Source organism: Planococcus halocryophilus (genome assembly GCF_022489025.1).
Taxonomy (GTDB): Bacteria; Bacillota; Bacilli; order Bacillales_A; family Planococcaceae; genus Planococcus; species Planococcus halocryophilus_A.
Map to the genome: position 1 here is coordinate 18990 of NZ_JAKVTG010000010.1, position 18817 is coordinate 37806.

Sequence of the window (18817 nt, forward strand, 5' to 3'; positions counted from 1 at the left end):
TTTTTATATGAATAAAAATTAAAGTTGGTTAAGTGCTGTATCGATTTCACGATCACCAGAGACCACTGCAAAGGTTTTGTTAAAGACACGTTCATTATCTAGCGCATTAAACAAAACGCGAGCTACATCTTCTCGTGAAATCTCTCCTGAATCTAAATCTTCTACCGCTAAAACTTTACCGGTACCAGAATCATTCGTTAATATACCTGGTCGGATAATAGTGTAAACCAATCCGCTGGCTCGTAAAATATTATCAGCATGATGCTTCGCCACGTAGTAATGAGCCATATCTTCTTTCCACATAGCACGTTTGTCCGCATTAATAGCGCTAATCATAAGAAAACGTTCAGTACCAGTACGCTCAGCGGCTTCAATAGTTTTTGCAGCCCCATCCAAATCAATTAGCAAAGTTTTGTCTGCACCGGTTTTACCGCCACTACCCGCTGCAAAAACTACCGCATCGCAACCTTTCATCGCTTCTGTAATTTCCTCGACACTGCCTTCAAGGCTAGTTAATACGGTTTCTACGCCTAAACTATTAAAAAAACTAACTTGCTCTTCTTTGCGGATCATGGCTTTTGGTGTGTGTATGTCACTGCTTGCAAGCATTTTAACGAAATGTCTTCCGATTTGTCCGTTTGCTCCGACTACTAAAACTTTCATCCACAAAACCCCCTTGATATTTTCACTCTATCTCCATCATATACGCTCCAAAGACTATTTCAAGTAGGGCTTTAGATTGTTTGTTCTGAAAAATGACAATTAGTCAAAAAGGGGACTATATTCTCAAGTTAAGTTTAGTATAATGGTAAATATCTTAATAATTCTATTGCTAATGATTCAAGGAGGAACACAATGAACCCGATGTCTGAAACAAAAACAACGTACATGAAAAAAACAACGCACAGGAGAGAGACCCCGCCGGATTTTTCACAGTTTAAAGGGAAAAGACTTGATAAAGAACCCAGCCAGTTTTTTGAAATGGTTAAACATGCTTTATGGTTCTGTGCAGGAGCAGGCATTTTACTAGTGATGATTTTTTCGTTATTTTATTTTGTTTAAAGCAAAAGGGGGACTATTGAATGATTCGGTATCCAGCAACAACTATAAAAACAATAGGTGTTACCGCTCCGTCATCAGGAGTGGGCAGTGAACATCATGAGCTTTTAAAACAAGCAATTGCCAGACAAGAACAAAATGGCTTCTCGTTCGTGACAGGTGATACTGCTTGGACTCAAAACATGGCAAAATCAGCTCCTGCAAAAAAACGTGCCGAAGAATTAATGGAAATGATGACAGATCCAACTATTGATTTGATCTTTCCACCTTGGGGTGGAGAATTGCTAATTGAAATATTAGAATATCTGGATTTTTCAAAAATGCAGCCGAAATGGATTCTAGGATATTCAGATCTTAGTGTTTTGTTGTTAGCGTTGACATTAAAAACCGGAATTGCGACAGCACACGGTACCAATTTGATCGACTTGCGTAGTGAACAAAGTGATGCGACTACAGGTCGCTGGCTATCGATTTTGCAAACTGGGGCAAAGGGCTCTGTTGCGCAAAGCTCATCTGAATTATATCAAAAAGAGTGGAATCATTCGGTTCCATCTCCCGTAGTGTTTCATTTGAGTGAACCGACTGTATGGAAAACCGTTTCAGGAGCTGAGGAAAACTTCTCGGGACGCTTATTGGGTGGCTGCATCGATGTGATTCGTCACTTAGTTGGAACATCTTTTGGTGATGTTCAAAGGTTTAGAAAAGACTATATTTCAGAGGAACCAGTTGTTTGGTATTTGGAAAATTGCGAACTGCCTGTAGCTGATTTGAAAAGATCGCTAACACAGATGAAATATGCAGGCTGGTTTGACAATTGTGCCGGCATTATTTTTGGGCGAAGTTCTGCAAATGAGCCAGTTCAAGATTATACAGTTGAGAAAATGTATGAGGATTTAGCAGAAGAGCTTAACGTACCTATTGCTTACGATATCGACTTAGGACATGTGCCACCACAAATTACTTTTGTCAATGGAGCCTATGCTGAAGTTCGTGTGGCAAATGGAAAAGGAACGGTGACACAGCAATTTATATAAAAAGGATGTTTGCTTATGGACTTTCGCCAGTTATCAGTTAAAGATGTACAAGCCTATTACGACTTGCGTATTGAGGCTCTGAAAAACAATCCAGATGCGTTCGCGACGAGACTAGAAGATGCACTGAAAAACCCAATTGAAAAAACAGCACAAAACATGGCTATGAAAAACGCCTATACGTTTGGTGCATTTTCAGAAGGAAGATTACTAGGGAATGTAACTTTGGTGCGCAATTTAGCACCAAAGTTACACCACCGGGGTTCAGTTTATGCGGTATACGTAACACCTAGTGAAAGAGGCAAAAGACTGGCTAGTCATTTAATGCACCAGCTTTTCGAGTTTGCTAAAACTATGCAAGGGCTAGAGCGTTTAGATTTAGCAGTCGCAAGTGAAAACAAGGCAGCTATCGCTTTATATGAACAACTTGGTTTTGAGAAGTATGGAACCGACCTACAAGCTATGAAAACACCAGAAAAATACATCGATGAAAATCTGATGGTGAAATTCCTATAGCAATTGAAAAAAGGTGTATTGGACAACGCCAATACACCTTTCCTTATTCATTCAATTTATACAGCTTATCGTCGTCGTCTGAAGGTGTACCGCGTCCATCGGTGTTATTGGTAATAAAATAAACAGAATTTCCATCTGACAAAACATCTCGAACACGACCAAAGCCTTCAATTGAATCTGTAACTTCGGCATTATCTGGATTTACTACTTTTATGGCAGTTCCACGAAGTGCAGCAACGTATAGAAAGCCGTTGTGCATCGCAATACCACTTGGGGCCCATGTTTGGTCTGAACCGGTAGTGAAAAATGGAGATTCTAATCCCTCTTCAGAAGTATTGCCTTCGATGGTCGGCCATCCGTAATTATTGCCTTCTTCAATGATGTTGAGTTCGTCATTAGCCGATTGTCCGTGTTCTGATGCGTACATGATGTCTTCGTCCCAAGTAATGCCTTGCGGATTCCGGTGACCTGATGAGTAAATTTCAAATTCATTTGAAGAATTGAGCTTTAAGATTTTGCCGTTAACAGATCCTAAGTCTTGTGCAAGTTCTGGAGTAGAGGCATCGCCAACCGTTGCAAAAAGTGTACCGTCTTCATCTAATGCTAAACGGCCGCCGTGATGAACATTGCCCGTTGGAATGCCTTCTAGTAAAACTTGGTTTTCTTGCCATTCACCATTTTCTAAAACAAGTGTGATAATTTTATTGAAATCTTTGCCATTGCGTTCGTATACATAATAGCCATAAGCTTCCTGGTTTGTTTCAAAATCTTGCTTTAATACAAATCCTAAAAAACCAGCTTCTGATGCACCGGAAAGTTTATCCGAAAAGTTAACTTGTTGATGCGTCACTGTATCATCTTTGTCAATATAGGCGACGGTACCAGTTCGTTCTGAAATATAAAATTCATCACCTATTTTATTAATTGCCCAGGGCGTCTCTAGTCCAGTGGCAATTTCTTCGAAAGGTGCCGTTGCTTGTTCTGGATCAGCAGCTGAATTATTACAACTGGCTAACAGCAGTATAGACAGTGAAGCCATTAAAATCTTTTTCACGAAAAAACCTCCTTTTCATTATTTTAATGGAATCGTGCGTCGATAGGAAATAATACCACGAGTGGGATAGAGAATTTTCTCCACATAAAAAGACCTTAGCCGACTCGAGTTGGCTAAGGTCTTCAGTAATTTAAACGGGCTTTTTTTTCGTTTGCATAATTTCTACAATAACAAATCCAAGTGTTACGCCTAATAACACATTAATTAGCAATGGATTTAAATACTGGTCGCGGAAAATAGTAGCGACCGTCAATATGTAAAAAATAGCTTGTGTGAGTTTTGCAATAAATGGAATTGCGTCTTTCGGATAGCGAGTACGTGCCAACTGAAAAACGAGAAAAGCCAGCAACAAAACCAAATAATGTGGCCACGAAAAAACTGGAACTACATTATTGATCACTGCAAACAGCGCGAGTGGAACAAAATAAAACAACAGCGATTTCACGTTGAAAGCCTCTTTTCTCTTTATTTTTTCATATGGTCTTGTTGTTTACGACCGAATAGTAAATACAAATTATAGATTGAGAATATAACTGCAACAGTTACAATCACGACCGAGACCATAGGATAAACGGATACTCCATTTTGCATCATATCATTGATTCGTGTGTAGACGATCCACGGTCCAATAACCAATATAAAAATATCAAGTGCTGTACCAAGTTTTGTTCTCATGAGCTTCCTCCAATAAAAGATGATAACTTAATCTTATCAGACTTTAGCTTGAACGTATGCATAGAAAGAAAAACAGCTGCCCATAAAGTTAAGGACGACTGCAAGTTGATGAAATTATTTGTGTGCTCGGAGTTCGGTTCTAGCAAGTGCATCCGCTGCACGATTTTGAGAGTCAGGAATCCATTTAATAAAGCAGTACTCAAATTGATCTCCAATTTCTAACGCGCGTTCAAGTAAAGGCTTGAATTTCGGGTTTTTGATAAACCGTCTTTCAAAAGCATCAACCGTTACTTGTGAATCCGATTTGATCGAAATCATTTGAGACGATAACTCCTTTGCAAGCTCTAACCCTTTAACGAGAGCGGTGAATTCCGCTGTATGATTGTCCATTTCACCCACATATTCACTCCAGTGAATAGCATGTCCTTCACCGCGAATAAAAACTCCAACAGCACTTACTTGGGGCCTACCAGCACTGGCCGCATCTACAAACACTTCTAACATCAAATCACCTACTTTTCGTCGATGGGCTTAATCATTTTGGCTAAATAGCCAAATGGCGTATCTAGTATAGAAACAATAAACTTCAATAAATAAGTCGAGAAGAAAATTTGGAGCCATACATCAAACGGAAATACACCCCAAAATGCAATAGAAGTAAAGATTAATGTATCCAGTAATTGGCTTACTAAAGTGGAGCCGTTATTACGAATCCAAAACTGGCTGTCTTTTGGAAAGACTTTACGAAGAGCACCGAAAATCAAAACGTCTAAATGTTGACTGGCAAGATAAGCAATCATGCTTCCTATAGCAATTTGTGGAATAAGACCGAAAATCGTTTCTAAAGAGCTTTGTGCAAAATCACTGTCAGCAGGTATAAATTTAATCCCAAACTGCATGACTAGCACCATAATTAGCAACGAAGAAAAACCAAGCCATACCGCTTTTTTCGCTTCTTTTTTTCCGTAATTTTCATTTAAAATATCGGTTGCTAAAAATGTTGAAGCATATAAGCTGTTGCCGAGTGTGGCAGTTAAACCAATGATTTCAATGGTTTTCGTCACTTGAATGTTGGCCAGTATAGTAGAAATTGCAACCCAAGCAAACAAACCTGTCTTGCCGAAAAATTTATACATCATTAATAAAAGAACAAAATTGAACAAGGCAAAGCCAAGTCCCCAAAATTCATTAAACAAAAAAGCTACCTCCTTAGTTTTGGTAGAGCGGGAATTTGCGAACCGCTTGGTACCATAAAATGTCCTCAGTTAGTATAACTATTGTTGGTATAAAAAACAAATGCGTAGTAGAATGAGAAAATGATGTTTTGCTAAGAGGTGACAAAGTGAAGAAAATTTCTATTATAAAAGAAATTGATGAAATGCTGACGACTTATTGTGACGGTTGCTTTGTGAAAAACCAACTTCGCAAAGACGATGGAAAGACAGCTGCTCATAGATTTTGCATAAGCAACTGTACAGTCGGTGCGCAATTGCAGTTTTTAGGTAACGAACTTAACAAAATCGGAACCGGCACGAAACAATAACTGTTTTCTACTGGCATACAAAAAGCAGGAACGGAAATCCGTCCCTGCTTTTTTCTATTTTCTATTTGTTATTCCGGATCAACTTCGATAACATTTGCAGCCTGTGGTCCGCGGTTGCCATCTATAATATCGAATGATACGATTTTGCCTTCGGTTAATGTGCGAAACCCGTCACCTTGGATGCCTGTAAAATGGACAAATACATCATCGCCATCATTATACTCAATAAATCCGTAACCTTTTTCTGAGTTAAACCATTTTACTGTACCTTGGTTCATACAAGTTCCCCCTAATATTGAGTATGTCATGGACCTATAACTGCCATGTTATGGATGGCTATACTATACATGAAGCCTATAGAAACGTCAATAATCGTTGGGAATACAGGCATTTTAGAGACGCTTCAGGTTATAATAGAAGAAACAAGCGATAGGAGCGGGAGAATGGATCAGGAAAAAATCAATCAATGTCAGCATGAAGTAAAGAAAATTTATGAGCAGTTTGATGCGAGCCACGACTGGCAGCATATTGAACGCGTCATGAAAAACGCCAAAATGATTTTGGCGCAAGAAAATGCAGATGCCTTTATCGTTGAGTTAGCGGTATTGCTTCACGATGTTTCAGATCCAAAGTACAAAAAGCCAGATGAAGATTTAGAGCAAGATATTCTAAATCGCTTAAAACTGACAGATAAGCAGCGACAAGAAATACAAGATGTCATTGCCTCTGTATCTTTTAAAGGCGGAAACGGCAAGCCGGCAACAAGCATCGAAGCCAAAATTGTTCAAGACGCAGATCGCTTAGATGCTATTGGTGCAATCGGTATTGCCCGCGCATTTGCATATGGCGGTGCAAAAGGCCGTAAACTATATGATTGGAACGAAAAAGCGCGAACAGAAATGACCGAACAGGAATATCGAGAAGCACAAACAAGCAGTGTTACACATTTTTACGAAAAGCTTTTATTACTTAAAGATCAAATGACTACGGAAACTGGTAAGCAGATGGCTGAAGAACGCCATGAATTTATGCTATCCTTTTTAAAGCAACTTCAAACAGAAACGGATGGGAATAAATGAGCCACTTAAATATTACGAAATTAACAAAAACAGTCGGAGCCAAAACTTTATTCAAAAATGTTGAATTTTCATTGTATCCAGGAGAACGTGCCGGATTGATCGGTGTGAACGGAACAGGGAAATCGACCTTGATGTCAATACTAGCAGGATCAATGGATGCAGACAGCGTTGTCAAGGATCATCCGAAAAAATATCAAATAACGTATTTAATGCAAGAGCCTGAATTTGATGAGTCACTGACAGTACTTGAAACGGTTTTCTCTGGAGACTCGCCAATTCTTGTGTTAAACCGTGCATATGAAAACGCGTTAAAAAATATGATGGTCGATTCGAGTTCAACTCAATTACAAGACGAATTGATGGATATTCAAGAAAAAATGGAGCAGGAAAACGCATGGGACATTAACGCACTTGCAAAAACTGCTTTATCAAAATTGGGTATCGATATGTATGACCAATCGGTTGGTGAGTTATCAGGTGGACAGCGAAAACGTGTAGCTCTTGCAAAAGCATTGATCGAACCAGCAGATTTAATCCTTCTGGATGAGCCGACTAACCATCTTGATGCTGTTTCAACAGAATGGTTGCAAGAAACGCTATTACGTATGGGATCAGCTATGCTTTTCGTAACGCATGACCGATACTTCTTAGATGCAGTATCGACCCACATTTTCGAAATCGCGGACCAAACGATGTATACGCATAAAGGAAACTACGGAGACTATTTGGAGAACAAAGCGATTCGCGATGAAATGAACGCATCGTCTCAGCAAAAACTTGAAAACCGTTTCCGTTCAGAATTAAAATGGATTCGTCGTGGTGCAAAAGCACGTTCGACAAAACAAAAAGCACGGATTCAACGTTTTGATGACATTAAAGAAAATGTACAAAAAGAAAATGACAACACATCGCTTGAACTATCGATGCAAAGCCAACGTCTTGGTAAGAAAATTATCGAAGGCAAAGATATGGGAGTTGCTTACGGTGACAAACAAATCTTTAGCGGATTTGATTTCCTGTTACAAGGTGGAGACCGCATCGGAATTGTCGGACCAAACGGTGCGGGGAAATCGACATTAATGAAAATGTTAGCAGGTGAGCTTGAACCAACGACAGGGAAAATGGAATATGGTAGCACGGTGAAAATTGCTCACTTTACACAGCATTTGCCTGAAATGGACGAATCACAACGAATGATTGAGTATATTCAAGAAACATCGAGTGACTTTGAAGCGGAAAAAGGCGTCCGCTTATCTGCAACGCAAATGCTTGAGCGCTTCTTATTCCCATCAAATGGTCACGGTACACAAATTGGTAAATTATCTGGTGGCGAACGCAAACGTTTGTACTTATTGAAACTTTTAATGGAACAGCCAAATATTTTATTCTTAGATGAGCCGACAAACGACTTGGACATTCAAACACTTTCTGTATTGGAAGATTTCTTAGAAAACTTCCCGGGCGTTGTTATTACGATTTCGCATGATCGCTTTTTCCTTGATCGCATCGCGCAGAAATTATGGACAACAGGTACAGGGAAAATCGAAGAATACCAAGGGCTTTATTCGGAATTTATTAAAGAGAAAAACAACCCGGTGGCTCTTGCTGAACAAGAGTTAGTAGAAACTGTCGTGACAGAACCTGTAAAGGCAAAAAAAAAGATGAGCTATAAAGATCAACTAGAGTACGATGGCATCTTAGATAAAATCGCAGAAGCAGAAGCAAAGATTGAAGCTCGTGAAGAAGAGATGGCTTTAGCGGGTGCAGATTACGATAAATTACAGAAGCTAACAAAAGAAGTGAATACGTTAACTGCAGAGTATGATGCATTGGTTGAACGTTGGACTTATCTTCAAGAAATCGCAGAAGCGTGATCGACTAATTGCAGGAGGGATTTTAGTGAAAATTTTAACCATAGAACCGACACCAAGCCCGAATACGATGAAAGTAATCATCGATCAAGAATTGCCTTTTGGCAAAAGTCATAATTACAATAAAGACAATATAGAAGCTGCTCCAAAAGAAGTACAAGAATTGCTTGCGATTGAAGGCGTCAAAGGCGTTTATCACGTTGCTGATTTCTTGGCAGTCGAACGTATTTCGAAATTTGATTGGGAAGCTATTTTAGCACAAGTGCGCAATGTCTTTGGTGAAGACCGTGAGCACATAGGTGACGAAGTTGAATTAGATGAACATTTCGGCGAAGTATATGTCCATGTTCAGGAGTTCAAAGGCATTCCGTTGCAAGTCAAAGTGTTCGATAACGCATCAGAAGAACGTTTTGGGATGTCTGAGCGATTTGTTACAGCGATGAAACAAGTCATGGACCCAACTGAAGAAAATTATTTAATGCAACGTAAATGGGCGGATTATGGCGTCCGTTACGGCGATAAAGCTGAAATTGGAAAAAGTATGGTAGAAGAAATCGAAGCGGCCTATCCACAACAACGCTTAGATGCATTATCTACAAAAAAAGATGCAGAACAACACGAAGCAGCACCGCGTGGACGCAAAATTTCTCCAGAAGAATTTAATGCGCCCGAGTGGGAAACTCGTTTTCAACTACTCGATCAAATGATTGAAGCGGAACTTGACGATTTGCCATTATTGTCGATGGCACTTGATGACGAAAAAATGTCAATTCGCCGACAAACGGCCATTTTCCTTGGAGACATTGATGACAAAGCGGTTGTTCCGTATGTGGAGCGTGCTATGAAAGACAAAAGCTGGGCTGTACGGAGAACTGCAGGTGACACCATTAGTGATTTGGGATTTGAAGAGTTTGAGCCAATCATGATTGAAACTTTAAACGATAAAAACAAATTGGTTCGTTGGAGAGCGGCAATGTTCCTATATGAAACGGGTACAGAATCAGCATTGCCAGCATTAAAGCAAGCAGAAAATGACCCAGAATTCGAAGTGAAATTACAGATTAAAATGGCCATTGCACGTATCGCAGAAGGCGAAGATGCTAAAGGTTCTGTTTGGAAACAAATGACCGAAGCACGACAAGCAATGAAAGGTGAATAAAAAAACCGGTGACTCCCAGTCACCGGTTTTTTTCGTTTCGGCTTAGTCATTTCATAAAATGTTTTTAACTCCTGTTTAAGAGGTAAAGAGCTTTTAGTTGATTAGATTTAGCCAATCATCATTAATTAGGAGGAATGACGAATGAACAATAATGTATACTCAGTAGAAATTTTATATAGTGGAAAATATGAATCGTGGGAGTTTGCGAATCGTGAAAAGCGTGATTCCTTTTACGAAAAAGTAATTCATGAATTTAACGATCAAAAAGTCAGCAAACAAGAAGAAGTAGATGACACAAAAATTGTCCAGTTGTCTTCTAATAACTTAGAACTTCAAGATGACGGTGAATACGCTCAAAATATGACTATTGAATGGTTCGATTACGATGTCTTTAGCAAAATGCTCGATTTTATTAATCATGAATTTGAATAAAAAAAGTCTTTAGACCTAATGCATGTAAAAGCGTCTGGAAGTTGTTTAGATTCAGCTAAAACAAAGCAGCGTTGAGATATTTAAGGTATACGTGTTATTACACGTAACTAACCATAAAAGCTTGGCTATCATTATTTTTATTTAATAAAATAAAAAAACTACCCAATTCGGGTAGTTTTTTTTGTTAGAAATACGTCACTACGTGGTGAAGACTATTATAAATATAGGGTAAAGTAGGTATATAAAATCATTTAATGATACAAAAGACAATAAATTACTCATTTTTCCTAAAAAAAATTATTAATATTAGGTCCATGTATACGTTTTTTGTTAATAAGTTTATGATATCTTTTAAGTATACATAGGAGGGTTTCAGGTGAATCTTACGGTCAATGGAATAGTATTAAGTCAAAAAAGAAGTTCGTTAATTATTAAAGAACTTATTAGAGAATCAGTTGCTGAGCATGCAAAAGATGTAGAAGAGTATTTAAAAAATTATACGGTAGAAGAAATGGGGAATACCATTACTCTTCGCCCACCATCAGCTGAAGGCATTCAAATTTCACTTTTCAAGTCATCCTAATGGATGGCTTTTTAAATTATCTTTTAGATAATAATAGATGCGTAAACGCAAAGTTAAACACTGCTAAATAATCGAATCAACAGTCTTGGAATAAACAATAATGTGTTCCAAACAGCGGATAAGAGCAATTCAAAAACAAGTTGAATACTAAGGTCTTTAAAGAAATCAGTAATGCAATTGTCTTTCTTCTTTTTCTTTTTCATGAATTTCTCCTATTATTTAAGTTTCTTGTTTAGAACCCACTCGATTTACGACAGTCCTGATTTACTCGCGAATGCCTTTAATGCTCTTCCCATCTAAAAAAGCATGGCCAGATTGTAAAATATGAATCGTAGCAAATCCGTATCGACTGTAGACTTTTTCAACTTGTTCATTAATAGGATGAACCCATAAATTTTCTAGCCTCATCGTTTGAGCTTCTTTTTGTATATGTTGCAAGACAAAACCAATTAATCCTTTTCCTCGATTTTCCTCGATAGTCGCAACACTTTCAATACGACCTTGATTCTCATGAACAAACAGGCACGCAGTCGAACTAGGTTTGCCATTAACTTTTAATAAATAATGCGTATACCGACTGTCTTTGAACTCTGTTTCAAAAGCCTTTTCACGAACTACTTTTCCACCAAATTCTTTAATCTGACACTCGACCCACGAGGCGTCACGATAATTTGTATCGTTTACTTCTTCGACCGTGACATGGTCAGGGATTGATAGTGACGTTAGTTCTTTGTTCCATAACTGAATCGGCTGAGGCATTTCTTCGTACTGAAAACCATTATTTTTTAATTGGGCAATAAAGTTTGACAGCAAATTGACATGATCTAAATAAAATCGTGGTGTAATTGAGTGAGATCTATAAAATGAAACCACTTCATCGATTACTTTTTCAAGGTATTCGGGTTGTTCACTTACATATGCATGATTTGCGTCATAATAATCTGGCTGTTGTTCGTTTAAAAACAAAGCACCCCATGGACGATCATATTTGGTGGAAAAGGACTGTAACAGTGCAAAGTCTAATTCGTTAATTTGTTTTAGTAAATCCATCTATTATCACCCTCATTTTTATTACTTAAATCTAATCATACAGAACTAAACTAATAAATTCATAAAAAAATCACATTTAAATCGACATACTATGAAATTATGGAACATCTAGGTTACACTTAAATAGATAAAACTTAGAGTTTCTAGAAAAAGTTTAAACGAAAAGGGGCGAAAAGCATGAACGCATATGATGAATACATGAAGGGCATTGTGGTGCCGATGCGCCAGGAATTGGCTGGAGCAGGATTTACAGAATTGTTAACGGCTGAGGAAGTAAACGACCATATGAGCAGCGCTAAAGGGACAAGTCTCGTTGTGATTAACTCTATTTGTGGCTGTGCAGCAGGATTGGCACGTCCAGCAGTTATAGAAGCACTTCAAACAGTAGAAGCAAAACCCGAACATTTGGTAACGGTCTTTGCAGGACAAGATAAAGAAGCAACAGCGCAAATGCGTCATTATTTTGAAGAAGTAGCTCCGTCGTCACCATCGATTGCGGTAGTCAAAGATGGCGAGTTGGCTCATTTTATTCCACGCGAACAAATAGAAGGTTATCCAATGGAACAAATTCGCGACCATTTAGCACAAGCGCTTGAACAGGTGGCTGCTCAGTGAAAACGGTCGTCACAACAGCGTACCGCTCAACTTCATCTATGATGGAGTGGGCGGAGCGAGTTTCAACAGAACTATCGCTTCAGCAAGTGACACGCAATAAGCGCTCTATTAAGAAAATGCATGCGGATGAATCGGCTGATTTGTTGATCTGTTTAAAAGAACGACTCGAGTTTTATCCATTGGATAAAACAGAGCCGTTCTTTTTTCATCCGAATTCAGCTGCGTACCGGACGAAGAGACCGCTCGAGGAAGATCCATTAGTAGTAGTTTCGAATTTAAAGCCAGGTGACTCTTTTTTAGATTGTACTTTAGGTCTTGCATCAGACTCTTTGGTCGCGTCTCAGCGCGTAGGAAAAGGTGGGCGCGTTATTGGTTGTGAAAGTCATCCGATTCTTGCTTACGTCGTTCAACAAGGGTTAAAACAGTATAGTGAAATGCCGCACTTAATAGACGCGATGAAACGAATAGAAGTAGTTTCTGGTGATGCCGTTTCGTTTCTTGAAAAACTTGAATCGGATTCTATCGATGTCATTTACATGGATCCGATGTTTACAGAAGAAATTACAGAAGCAACAAACTTTACAGCACTTAAAGGCTTGGCTGATCAAGGTCAGTTAACAGCACAGTGGGTAGCTGAAGCTAAACGCGTAGCTCGGAAAAGCGTTGTGTTGAAAGCGCATTTTCGCTCACGAGATTTTGAACAGTTTGGTTTTGTTCGAAGCGTGCGACCAAATACTAAATTTCATTACGGTGCGATTTTGCTCATGCAAGAAAATAACTAATTGATATAAAGTTGTAGAATAGCATCTATTGTCGCCAGATTTTTAAATCTGATTTGCGAAATGAGATGCTATTTATATTTTATAATGTAAATTTAACTGAAGAGTAAAACATGAAAAGAAATTATAGCCGAGCAAATCTCTTGAAAAGAATATACCCCCTATGGTATATTTTAAATACTTTCAAAAGAAATTATTTTTTAGGAGGAAGCAATTATGTCAAACCAAGTTACAGTATACTCAACAGATACGTGCCCATACTGCACAATGATGAAAAACTTCTTGGAACAGAATAATGTTTCATACACAGAAGTAAATGTGCAACATGATCAAGCGGCAGCCAATCGCCTCGTGCAAGCTACTGGCCAAATGGGTGTCCCACAAACAAATATAAACGGTGAATGGGTTCTCGGTTTCGATCCGAGTCGCGTTTCGGAATTATTGAACGCATAAACGATTTATGTTATGAATGAATTACAAATGAAAACCAAATTATTAGGAGGAATTATTGATGAAATCAATTTCTACAAAAGAACTGCAGACATTATTAGAAGAAGGTAAAAAAGTGAACATTATTGACGTGCGTGAAACATCAGAAGTAGCGACTGGGAAAATTCCTGGAGCTGTAAATATGCCTTTAGGATTATTGGAGTTCAAAATGAACGAATTGGACAAAAAAGAACAATACTATGTAAACTGCCAAGCAGGCGGACGTAGCAGCTCAGCATGCAAATTTTTAGATAACCAAGGTTATAATGTAACAAATGTTGAAGGCGGTATGACAGCGTGGGAAGGCGAAGTCGAGTAATGACAAAGCGACTCGTATTGATGCTCACAATTGTCAGTGCGCTGCTGTTAGCGGCGTGCGGACAAGAAGCGGGTTATGAAACTATCCAAATCGATCAAGTGGCTGAAAAGCAAGATACCGGCTACACCGTATTGGATGTTCGCGAACCGTTTGAATTTGATCAAGGGCATATTCCGGGTGCACAAAACGAGCCACTTACGGAAATGCAAAATGGTGATTTTGACGGTCTTCAAAAAGACAAAAAATACGTTGTCATTTGCCAGTCAGGCAATCGATCCCAGCAAGCGAGTGAATTGATGCTTGATGAAGGCTATGAGTTTGTAAATGTGGCTCAAGGTATGTCTTCATGGGAAGGCACCATAGAAAAATAGACGATTATTGAAAAACTTGATTTAAAACAAATAAAAAAACTCCCTAAATTTTAGGGAGTTTTTTTATTTGTTATTAGTCTGTAAATGAAAGTGAAGTTAAGTATCCGAGCATAAATAGGAGACCCAATCCGATCAATAATGATGCATCCACGAAAATTCCTCCTTTTCAAAAAAAAACAAGGCGTTGTTAATGACTTTATTGTACAATGAATTTCAAGAAGATGAAACCTTTACCCGTGAAAATCGTATAAATAAGCAGATATGTTACTAAAATGTTCATAAAGAAAAGGTGATGTTCATGAAAAATTGGTGGCAAAAGTCGCTGATGATTGCAGTTGCCGTTTTGACATTGGGCGCAATCTCTCCGAATCATTTAATCTGGGAGTCGCTTTTAGACGAAAAAGGTCAACCAAAATCACATGCAGCGGAAAGTGATAATAAACAATATATTTATGACTGGGTCGACCAAAGCGAGTTTTATGATACCAGTGATTCAATACTTACTACAGCTCATCAATCTGCCGAAGAGCAGTCTTATTTGAAATTTGGTTCGCGAATTGGTCCGGTCATTCAAGATGAATTCCAGACAATGATTTTACCGAACATTCAGCGGGCAATTGATGTTCATTTAGCAAGTCTAGATGACAGTAAACTGAAATCCTTGGCAATTTCCGAAAAGCCGTCAGGTGATTACGCTGAAAAAATATTCCATATTTACGATACCGAAACAAATATAGACGAAATTCGTTTTCATGTTCGAACAGAGAAAAAGCCGAAAATAGGCTACTCGTTTAATTTTCATTATCATGTGGCTAATGATGATTTCCAAAAACATATCACATTGGGAGATATTTATTGGTCTAAAAACACACCGCCAAAATGGCTTTCTTAAACCGTTCACTTTGTGACGGTTTTTTGTTTTGATAATTTTATGAATAGGTATTGTTAGTTCATATGTGTCCTCAGTCAATATTTTTGTTATGATTAAACTTAACAACGGAGGCGAATTACATGAAGCAATATTTAGACTTATGCGAACATATTTTACATAATGGTGCAACAAAAGAAGATCGAACGGGTACAGGAACATTGAGTGTTTTTGGCCATCAAATGCGATTTGACTTGACGCAAGGATTTCCATTAATGACAACTAAAAAAACGGCATTCCGTTTAATTGTATCTGAACTACTTTGGTTTATTAAAGGAGATACAAACGTTCGAGCATTGCTACAAGACAACAATCATATATGGGACGAATGGGCATTTGCCCAGTGGGTAGAAAGTGACGAATATACAGGGCCGGATATGACAGATTTTGGTCGTCGTGCCCAGAAATATCCTGAGTTTGCAGAACTATATAAACAGCAGATGCAAATTTTCCAACAACAAGTGATTAATAACCCGTTATTCGCTGAGAAATACGGGGATTTAGGTCCAGTTTACGGTAAGCAATGGCGTTCGTGGGCAACAACAGAAGGCGAAACGATCGATCAATTAAAAAATGTCATCGAATCCATTAAAAAGAATCCGGATTCCCGTCGACATCTTGTTACCGCATGGAATCCAGAATTTATAGACGACATGGCATTACCGCCTTGCCATATTATTTTCCAGTTTTACGTAGCAGATGGAAAACTTTCATGTCAGCTGTATCAACGAAGTGCAGATGTCTTTTTAGGGGTGCCGTTTAATATCGCTTCTTATGCATTGTTGACACACCTTATTGCCCGTGAATGCAATTTGGAAGTTGGCGATTTTGTTTACACAACAGGCGACACACATCTATATTCAAATCACTTATCACAAGTGAAAGAACAACTAACTAGAGAGCCAAAACCGCTTCCAACATTACACATTAATGAGGAAGTCGAATCCATATTTGATTTAACGCTTGCAGATATCACCATTGAAGGTTATGATCCACACCCGCGGATAAAAGCACCCGTTGCGGTTTAATGGGCAACAGGATTTCATTAAATAGAGTTTAACACCCGTAAAAAGCGGGGTAGGAGGAAGATGTATGATTTCATTGATGGTAGCGCATGATCCTAACCGGGTCATTGGAAAGAATAACGAATTGCCTTGGCATATACCTGCTGATTTGGCTTATTTTAAAGAACATACAATTGGAAAAGGCATTGTTATGGGGCGCAATACGTATGAATCTATAGGACGTCCACTTCCAAAGCGCCGTAATATCGTTGTGACACGCAACGATTATTACGAAGCAGAAGGAGTAGACGTGGTACACAATTTGTCAGATGCGATCCGATTAGCAAAAGAAGCGAATGAAGAAGTGATGATTATTGGCGGTGAACAGATTTTTGAATCGGTACTACCTGATGCTGATCGCCTTTACATCACATTAATTCATCAAGAATTTGACGGAGATACTTATTTCCCAGAATATGGCCGTGAGTGGAAACTTGTTTCAGAATCGGAGCAGCAAATTTCAAACGATGTAGCTTTTTCATACTTAGTATACGAAAGACGGAAAAAGAAAAATGTCCATGCTTAATTCTTTTCGTACATTTTCCTTTCTTTTTGGCTATTTGCCATTTAGTGCAATAAGTTTAAAAAAATTCATGAAACAAAAACAATATTTGTCTCTTGAGGAATATGATCAATTAATTCATACGGAACCACAAAAATGGGCAACCGGCATTATGAAGCGGACGAAAAGTAAGGTGTCCATTCAAGGTCTAGAAAAATTACCACAAGGACCTGTGCTGTTTGTCAGTAATCATGAAGGAAATTTTGATATTCCAACATTGCTTTCAACGATTCCAAAGCCATTTGGTTTTATTTCAAAAAAAGAAGTAAAAAAATTCCCTATCATTCCGATGTATATGCAAGAGATGAACTGTGTATTTTTAGATCGAACCGATCGCCGGAGTGCATTGAAATCGATTACAGATACAGTAGAAAAGCTAAAAGAAGGCCATTCAATTTTGATTTTTCCTGAAGGAACGAGAAGCAAAGGTGATGGCCTTGGTGAATTTAAAGCAGGTTTCTTGCGTATTGCAAAAGATGCAAATGTATCGATTTTACCAATTGCCATCCATGGAACTGCAGATATTATGGAAAAAAACAACAATAAAGTAATGCCGGCAACTGTACAAGTTCAACTTTTAGATCCGATTTCTAGCGACACAATAAAAGAAATGAATCCAAAAGAGGCATTAGCAATGATTCATTCACGAATTGCTGAAACAATTGTTACACTATCTAAGCAAAAATAAAATTTAGATTAATAGTTTTGAATAGCAATTTACATGATTTTTTTGCAATTCCATTACTTAAATCTAAGTGAAGAAAAGAGTGATTTCATGTCAAAAATTCATATCGTCACGGATTCGACCGCTGATTTAAAACCGGAGGTCATTAAAAAATATGATTTACATGTGGTTCCATTGAGCATACAAGTCGGTGGAAAAACTTATTTAGACCGAGTAGATCTTGAACCGGAATCTTTTTTAGAGTTAATGAAAAATACAAAGGAAATGCCAAAAAGCTCCCAACCAGCTCCGGGTGTTTTTAAAGAGTTGTATGACAAGCTAGGTGAAAATGGCGATCAAATTTTATCTATTCATATGACTGGAGGCATGAGTGGTACTGTTGAATCTGCAAGAACTGCAGCTCAACTTTCAGAATCAGATGTTACAGTTATTGATTCACGTTATATTTCGCACGCTTTAACTTTTCAAGTTTTTGAGGCAGCTAAAATGGCCAAGGAAGGAAAGTCGATGGACGAAATTGTTGCGCGAGTAGAGCAAGTTCGTCTCAATACAAAACTGTTTGTTGTGGTGGATACACTAGATAACCTTGTGAAAGGCGGACGAATCGGAAAAGGTCGTGCGTTATTAGGATCCTTGATGAAAATCAAGCCGATCGCTTCTTTAGATAGTGGTGAATATACACCAGTTGCTAAAGTTAGAAGCCATAAGCAAGTAGTGGATTATTTAATGAAAGATTTTCTCGACCGGACTACAGGCAAGCAAGTAAAAGGTGTTGGTATCGCCCACGCCAATGGACTTGCAATGGCAGGTCCATTGCGCGAAAAAATTAAAGAAACCGGTTTTGATGATATTCAATTTGACTTTACAACGCCAATAATTTCCACACACACAGGAATCGGTGCAATAGGATTTATGTATTATACCGACTAACGATAAAGTACAGTCCTATTTAA

The 18817-nt window shown here is 38.3% G+C and carries 28 protein-coding genes; 19 read left to right on the top strand and 9 right to left on the bottom strand.

Translation table 11 applies throughout. The features are described 5' to 3' along the window. Window positions 1-18: 18 nt before the first annotated feature. Window positions 19-663 (bottom strand): SDR family oxidoreductase, encoded by a 645-nt coding sequence (locus MLE13_RS11915; protein WP_240749908.1) that lies wholly within the window; start codon window positions 661-663, stop codon window positions 19-21. Window positions 664-855: 192 nt separating this feature from the next. Here MLE13_RS11915 and MLE13_RS11920 point away from each other — a divergent pair, with 192 nt between their 5' ends. The 3 genes from MLE13_RS11920 to MLE13_RS11930 are packed head-to-tail and all read left to right on the top strand — an operon-like array spanning window position 856 to window position 2606. Beyond that, window positions 856-1062: a hypothetical protein gene (locus MLE13_RS11920; RefSeq protein ID WP_240749909.1), complete on the top strand. Its 207-nt coding sequence runs from the start codon at window positions 856-858 to the stop codon at window positions 1060-1062. A gap of 20 nt (window positions 1063-1082) precedes the next feature. Then, window positions 1083-2093 (top strand): S66 family peptidase, encoded by a 1011-nt coding sequence (locus MLE13_RS11925; protein WP_240749910.1) that lies wholly within the window; start codon window positions 1083-1085, stop codon window positions 2091-2093. A gap of 15 nt (window positions 2094-2108) precedes the next feature. After that, window positions 2109-2606, top strand: coding sequence for a GNAT family N-acetyltransferase (locus MLE13_RS11930; RefSeq protein WP_240749911.1), 498 nt, complete (start codon window positions 2109-2111; stop codon window positions 2604-2606). A 43-nt stretch (window positions 2607-2649) separates the two neighbouring features. On the opposite strand, the gene MLE13_RS11935 is transcribed toward MLE13_RS11930, so the two are convergent. The 5 genes from MLE13_RS11935 to MLE13_RS11955 form a co-directional block, all read right to left on the bottom strand. Beyond that, a complete protein-coding gene (locus tag MLE13_RS11935) occupies window positions 2650-3660 on the bottom strand; it encodes a PQQ-dependent sugar dehydrogenase (protein WP_240749912.1) in 1011 nt (336 codons plus the stop codon). 130 nt (window positions 3661-3790) lie between these two features. Beyond that, on the bottom strand, window positions 3791-4105 hold the full coding sequence (locus MLE13_RS11940) for a hypothetical protein (RefSeq protein WP_240749913.1): 315 nt from the start codon (window positions 4103-4105) through the stop codon (window positions 3791-3793). A gap of 20 nt (window positions 4106-4125) precedes the next feature. After that, window positions 4126-4335 carry a hypothetical protein gene (locus tag MLE13_RS11945; RefSeq protein ID WP_240749914.1) on the bottom strand — a complete coding sequence of 70 codons (210 nt, stop codon included), beginning with the start codon at window positions 4333-4335 and terminating at the stop codon, window positions 4126-4128. A 114-nt stretch (window positions 4336-4449) separates the two neighbouring features. Then, window positions 4450-4839 carry a ribonuclease HI family protein gene (locus MLE13_RS11950; RefSeq protein WP_240749915.1) on the bottom strand — a complete coding sequence of 130 codons (390 nt, stop codon included), beginning with the start codon at window positions 4837-4839 and terminating at the stop codon, window positions 4450-4452. An 8-nt stretch (window positions 4840-4847) separates the two neighbouring features. Continuing rightward, a complete protein-coding gene (locus tag MLE13_RS11955; RefSeq protein ID WP_240749916.1) occupies window positions 4848-5531 on the bottom strand; it encodes a queuosine precursor transporter in 684 nt (227 codons plus the stop codon). A gap of 146 nt (window positions 5532-5677) precedes the next feature. Here MLE13_RS11955 and MLE13_RS11960 point away from each other — a divergent pair, with 146 nt between their 5' ends. After that, entirely contained in the window at window positions 5678-5878 is a 201-nt protein-coding gene (locus MLE13_RS11960; protein WP_240749917.1) for a zinc-finger domain-containing protein, read from the top strand. Window positions 5879-5946: 68 nt separating this feature from the next. Here the strand turns inward: MLE13_RS11960 and MLE13_RS11965 are convergent, their stop codons facing one another. Next, on the bottom strand, window positions 5947-6156 hold the full coding sequence (locus MLE13_RS11965) for a cold-shock protein (protein WP_038704026.1): 210 nt from the start codon (window positions 6154-6156) through the stop codon (window positions 5947-5949). A gap of 165 nt (window positions 6157-6321) precedes the next feature. Between MLE13_RS11965 and MLE13_RS11970 the strand changes: the two genes are divergently transcribed. The 5 genes from MLE13_RS11970 to MLE13_RS11990 all read left to right on the top strand — a co-directional run bounded on the left by MLE13_RS11970 (window position 6322) and on the right by MLE13_RS11990 (window position 11002). Then, window positions 6322-6957 (top strand): HD domain-containing protein, encoded by a 636-nt coding sequence (locus tag MLE13_RS11970; protein ID WP_240749918.1) that lies wholly within the window; start codon window positions 6322-6324, stop codon window positions 6955-6957. Further along, window positions 6954-8831 carry an ABC-F family ATP-binding cassette domain-containing protein gene (locus tag MLE13_RS11975; RefSeq protein WP_240749919.1) on the top strand — a complete coding sequence of 626 codons (1878 nt, stop codon included), beginning with the start codon at window positions 6954-6956 and terminating at the stop codon, window positions 8829-8831. The genes MLE13_RS11970 and MLE13_RS11975 overlap by 4 nt, the downstream gene beginning before the upstream one ends. A 25-nt stretch (window positions 8832-8856) precedes the next feature. Continuing rightward, the gene (locus MLE13_RS11980) at window positions 8857-9987 is read left to right on the top strand and encodes a virulence factor (RefSeq protein ID WP_240749920.1); all 1131 of its coding nucleotides are present in this window, start codon (window positions 8857-8859) and stop codon (window positions 9985-9987) included. Between the two features lie 141 nt (window positions 9988-10128). Beyond that, window positions 10129-10419, top strand: a complete 291-nt coding sequence (locus MLE13_RS11985) for a hypothetical protein (RefSeq protein WP_240749921.1) — start codon at window positions 10129-10131, stop codon at window positions 10417-10419. A 376-nt stretch (window positions 10420-10795) separates the two neighbouring features. Then, window positions 10796-11002: a hypothetical protein gene (locus tag MLE13_RS11990; protein ID WP_240749922.1), complete on the top strand. Its 207-nt coding sequence runs from the start codon at window positions 10796-10798 to the stop codon at window positions 11000-11002. A 53-nt stretch (window positions 11003-11055) separates the two neighbouring features. On the opposite strand, the gene MLE13_RS11995 is transcribed toward MLE13_RS11990, so the two are convergent. Then, window positions 11056-11205 carry a hypothetical protein gene (locus tag MLE13_RS11995; protein WP_240749923.1) on the bottom strand — a complete coding sequence of 50 codons (150 nt, stop codon included), beginning with the start codon at window positions 11203-11205 and terminating at the stop codon, window positions 11056-11058. Window positions 11206-11266: 61 nt separating this feature from the next. After that, window positions 11267-12052: a GNAT family N-acetyltransferase gene (locus MLE13_RS12000; protein WP_240749924.1), complete on the bottom strand. Its 786-nt coding sequence runs from the start codon at window positions 12050-12052 to the stop codon at window positions 11267-11269. A 177-nt stretch (window positions 12053-12229) separates the two neighbouring features. Here MLE13_RS12000 and MLE13_RS12005 point away from each other — a divergent pair, with 177 nt between their 5' ends. From MLE13_RS12005 to MLE13_RS12050, 10 genes are all read left to right on the top strand, one after another. Next, entirely contained in the window at window positions 12230-12667 is a 438-nt protein-coding gene (locus MLE13_RS12005; RefSeq protein ID WP_240749925.1) for a BrxA/BrxB family bacilliredoxin, read from the top strand. Then, entirely contained in the window at window positions 12664-13449 is a 786-nt protein-coding gene (locus tag MLE13_RS12010) for a class I SAM-dependent methyltransferase (RefSeq protein ID WP_240749926.1), read from the top strand. Before MLE13_RS12005 ends, MLE13_RS12010 begins: the two co-directional genes overlap by 4 nt. 213 nt (window positions 13450-13662) lie before the next feature. Continuing rightward, on the top strand, window positions 13663-13899 hold the full coding sequence (locus MLE13_RS12015) for a glutaredoxin family protein (protein WP_240749927.1): 237 nt from the start codon (window positions 13663-13665) through the stop codon (window positions 13897-13899). A gap of 58 nt (window positions 13900-13957) precedes the next feature. Then, entirely contained in the window at window positions 13958-14254 is a 297-nt protein-coding gene (locus MLE13_RS12020; RefSeq protein ID WP_240749928.1) for a rhodanese-like domain-containing protein, read from the top strand. Continuing rightward, the gene (locus MLE13_RS12025) at window positions 14254-14625 is read left to right on the top strand and encodes a rhodanese-like domain-containing protein (protein WP_240749929.1); all 372 of its coding nucleotides are present in this window, start codon (window positions 14254-14256) and stop codon (window positions 14623-14625) included. The genes MLE13_RS12020 and MLE13_RS12025 overlap by 1 nt, the downstream gene beginning before the upstream one ends. Window positions 14626-14923: 298 nt before the next feature. Further along, window positions 14924-15517, top strand: a complete 594-nt coding sequence (locus MLE13_RS12030; protein WP_240749930.1) for a YpjP family protein — start codon at window positions 14924-14926, stop codon at window positions 15515-15517. A gap of 119 nt (window positions 15518-15636) precedes the next feature. Next, window positions 15637-16581 carry a thymidylate synthase gene (locus tag MLE13_RS12035; protein WP_240749931.1) on the top strand — a complete coding sequence of 315 codons (945 nt, stop codon included), beginning with the start codon at window positions 15637-15639 and terminating at the stop codon, window positions 16579-16581. 64 nt (window positions 16582-16645) lie between these two features. Next, a complete protein-coding gene (locus MLE13_RS12040; RefSeq protein ID WP_240749932.1) occupies window positions 16646-17143 on the top strand; it encodes a dihydrofolate reductase in 498 nt (165 codons plus the stop codon). Between the two features lie 67 nt (window positions 17144-17210). After that, entirely contained in the window at window positions 17211-17867 is a 657-nt protein-coding gene (locus MLE13_RS12045) for a lysophospholipid acyltransferase family protein (RefSeq protein ID WP_240749933.1), read from the top strand. Window positions 17868-17954: 87 nt separating this feature from the next. Beyond that, the gene (locus MLE13_RS12050) at window positions 17955-18794 is read left to right on the top strand and encodes a DegV family protein (RefSeq protein ID WP_240749934.1); all 840 of its coding nucleotides are present in this window, start codon (window positions 17955-17957) and stop codon (window positions 18792-18794) included. Window positions 18795-18817: the final 23 nt, after the last annotated feature.

What these genes read in the sequence shown, in the direction of transcription:
- MLE13_RS11915 (WP_240749908.1), bottom strand. Translation starts at nt 663, where the DNA reads ATGAAAGTTTTAGTAGTCGGAGCAAACGGACAAATCGGAAGACATTTC.
- MLE13_RS11920 (WP_240749909.1), top strand. Translation starts at nt 856, where the DNA reads ATGAACCCGATGTCTGAAACAAAAACAACGTACATGAAAAAAACAACG.
- MLE13_RS11925 (WP_240749910.1), top strand. Translation starts at nt 1,083, where the DNA reads ATGATTCGGTATCCAGCAACAACTATAAAAACAATAGGTGTTACCGCT.
- MLE13_RS11930 (WP_240749911.1), top strand. Translation starts at nt 2,109, where the DNA reads ATGGACTTTCGCCAGTTATCAGTTAAAGATGTACAAGCCTATTACGAC.
- MLE13_RS11945 (WP_240749914.1), bottom strand. Translation starts at nt 4,335, where the DNA reads ATGAGAACAAAACTTGGTACAGCACTTGATATTTTTATATTGGTTATT.
- MLE13_RS11950 (WP_240749915.1), bottom strand. Translation starts at nt 4,839, where the DNA reads ATGTTAGAAGTGTTTGTAGATGCGGCCAGTGCTGGTAGGCCCCAAGTA.
- MLE13_RS11965 (WP_038704026.1), bottom strand. Translation starts at nt 6,156, where the DNA reads ATGAACCAAGGTACAGTAAAATGGTTTAACTCAGAAAAAGGTTACGGA.
- MLE13_RS11970 (WP_240749918.1), top strand. Translation starts at nt 6,322, where the DNA reads ATGGATCAGGAAAAAATCAATCAATGTCAGCATGAAGTAAAGAAAATT.
- MLE13_RS11975 (WP_240749919.1), top strand. Translation starts at nt 6,954, where the DNA reads ATGAGCCACTTAAATATTACGAAATTAACAAAAACAGTCGGAGCCAAA.
- MLE13_RS11985 (WP_240749921.1), top strand. Translation starts at nt 10,129, where the DNA reads ATGAACAATAATGTATACTCAGTAGAAATTTTATATAGTGGAAAATAT.
- MLE13_RS11995 (WP_240749923.1), bottom strand. Translation starts at nt 11,205, where the DNA reads ATGAAAAAGAAAAAGAAGAAAGACAATTGCATTACTGATTTCTTTAAA.
- MLE13_RS12000 (WP_240749924.1), bottom strand. Translation starts at nt 12,052, where the DNA reads ATGGATTTACTAAAACAAATTAACGAATTAGACTTTGCACTGTTACAG.
- MLE13_RS12005 (WP_240749925.1), top strand. Translation starts at nt 12,230, where the DNA reads ATGAACGCATATGATGAATACATGAAGGGCATTGTGGTGCCGATGCGC.
- MLE13_RS12015 (WP_240749927.1), top strand. Translation starts at nt 13,663, where the DNA reads ATGTCAAACCAAGTTACAGTATACTCAACAGATACGTGCCCATACTGC.
- MLE13_RS12020 (WP_240749928.1), top strand. Translation starts at nt 13,958, where the DNA reads ATGAAATCAATTTCTACAAAAGAACTGCAGACATTATTAGAAGAAGGT.
- MLE13_RS12025 (WP_240749929.1), top strand. Translation starts at nt 14,254, where the DNA reads ATGACAAAGCGACTCGTATTGATGCTCACAATTGTCAGTGCGCTGCTG.
- MLE13_RS12030 (WP_240749930.1), top strand. Translation starts at nt 14,924, where the DNA reads ATGAAAAATTGGTGGCAAAAGTCGCTGATGATTGCAGTTGCCGTTTTG.
- MLE13_RS12035 (WP_240749931.1), top strand. Translation starts at nt 15,637, where the DNA reads ATGAAGCAATATTTAGACTTATGCGAACATATTTTACATAATGGTGCA.
- MLE13_RS12040 (WP_240749932.1), top strand. Translation starts at nt 16,646, where the DNA reads ATGATTTCATTGATGGTAGCGCATGATCCTAACCGGGTCATTGGAAAG.
- MLE13_RS12045 (WP_240749933.1), top strand. Translation starts at nt 17,211, where the DNA reads ATGAAACAAAAACAATATTTGTCTCTTGAGGAATATGATCAATTAATT.
- MLE13_RS12050 (WP_240749934.1), top strand. Translation starts at nt 17,955, where the DNA reads ATGTCAAAAATTCATATCGTCACGGATTCGACCGCTGATTTAAAACCG.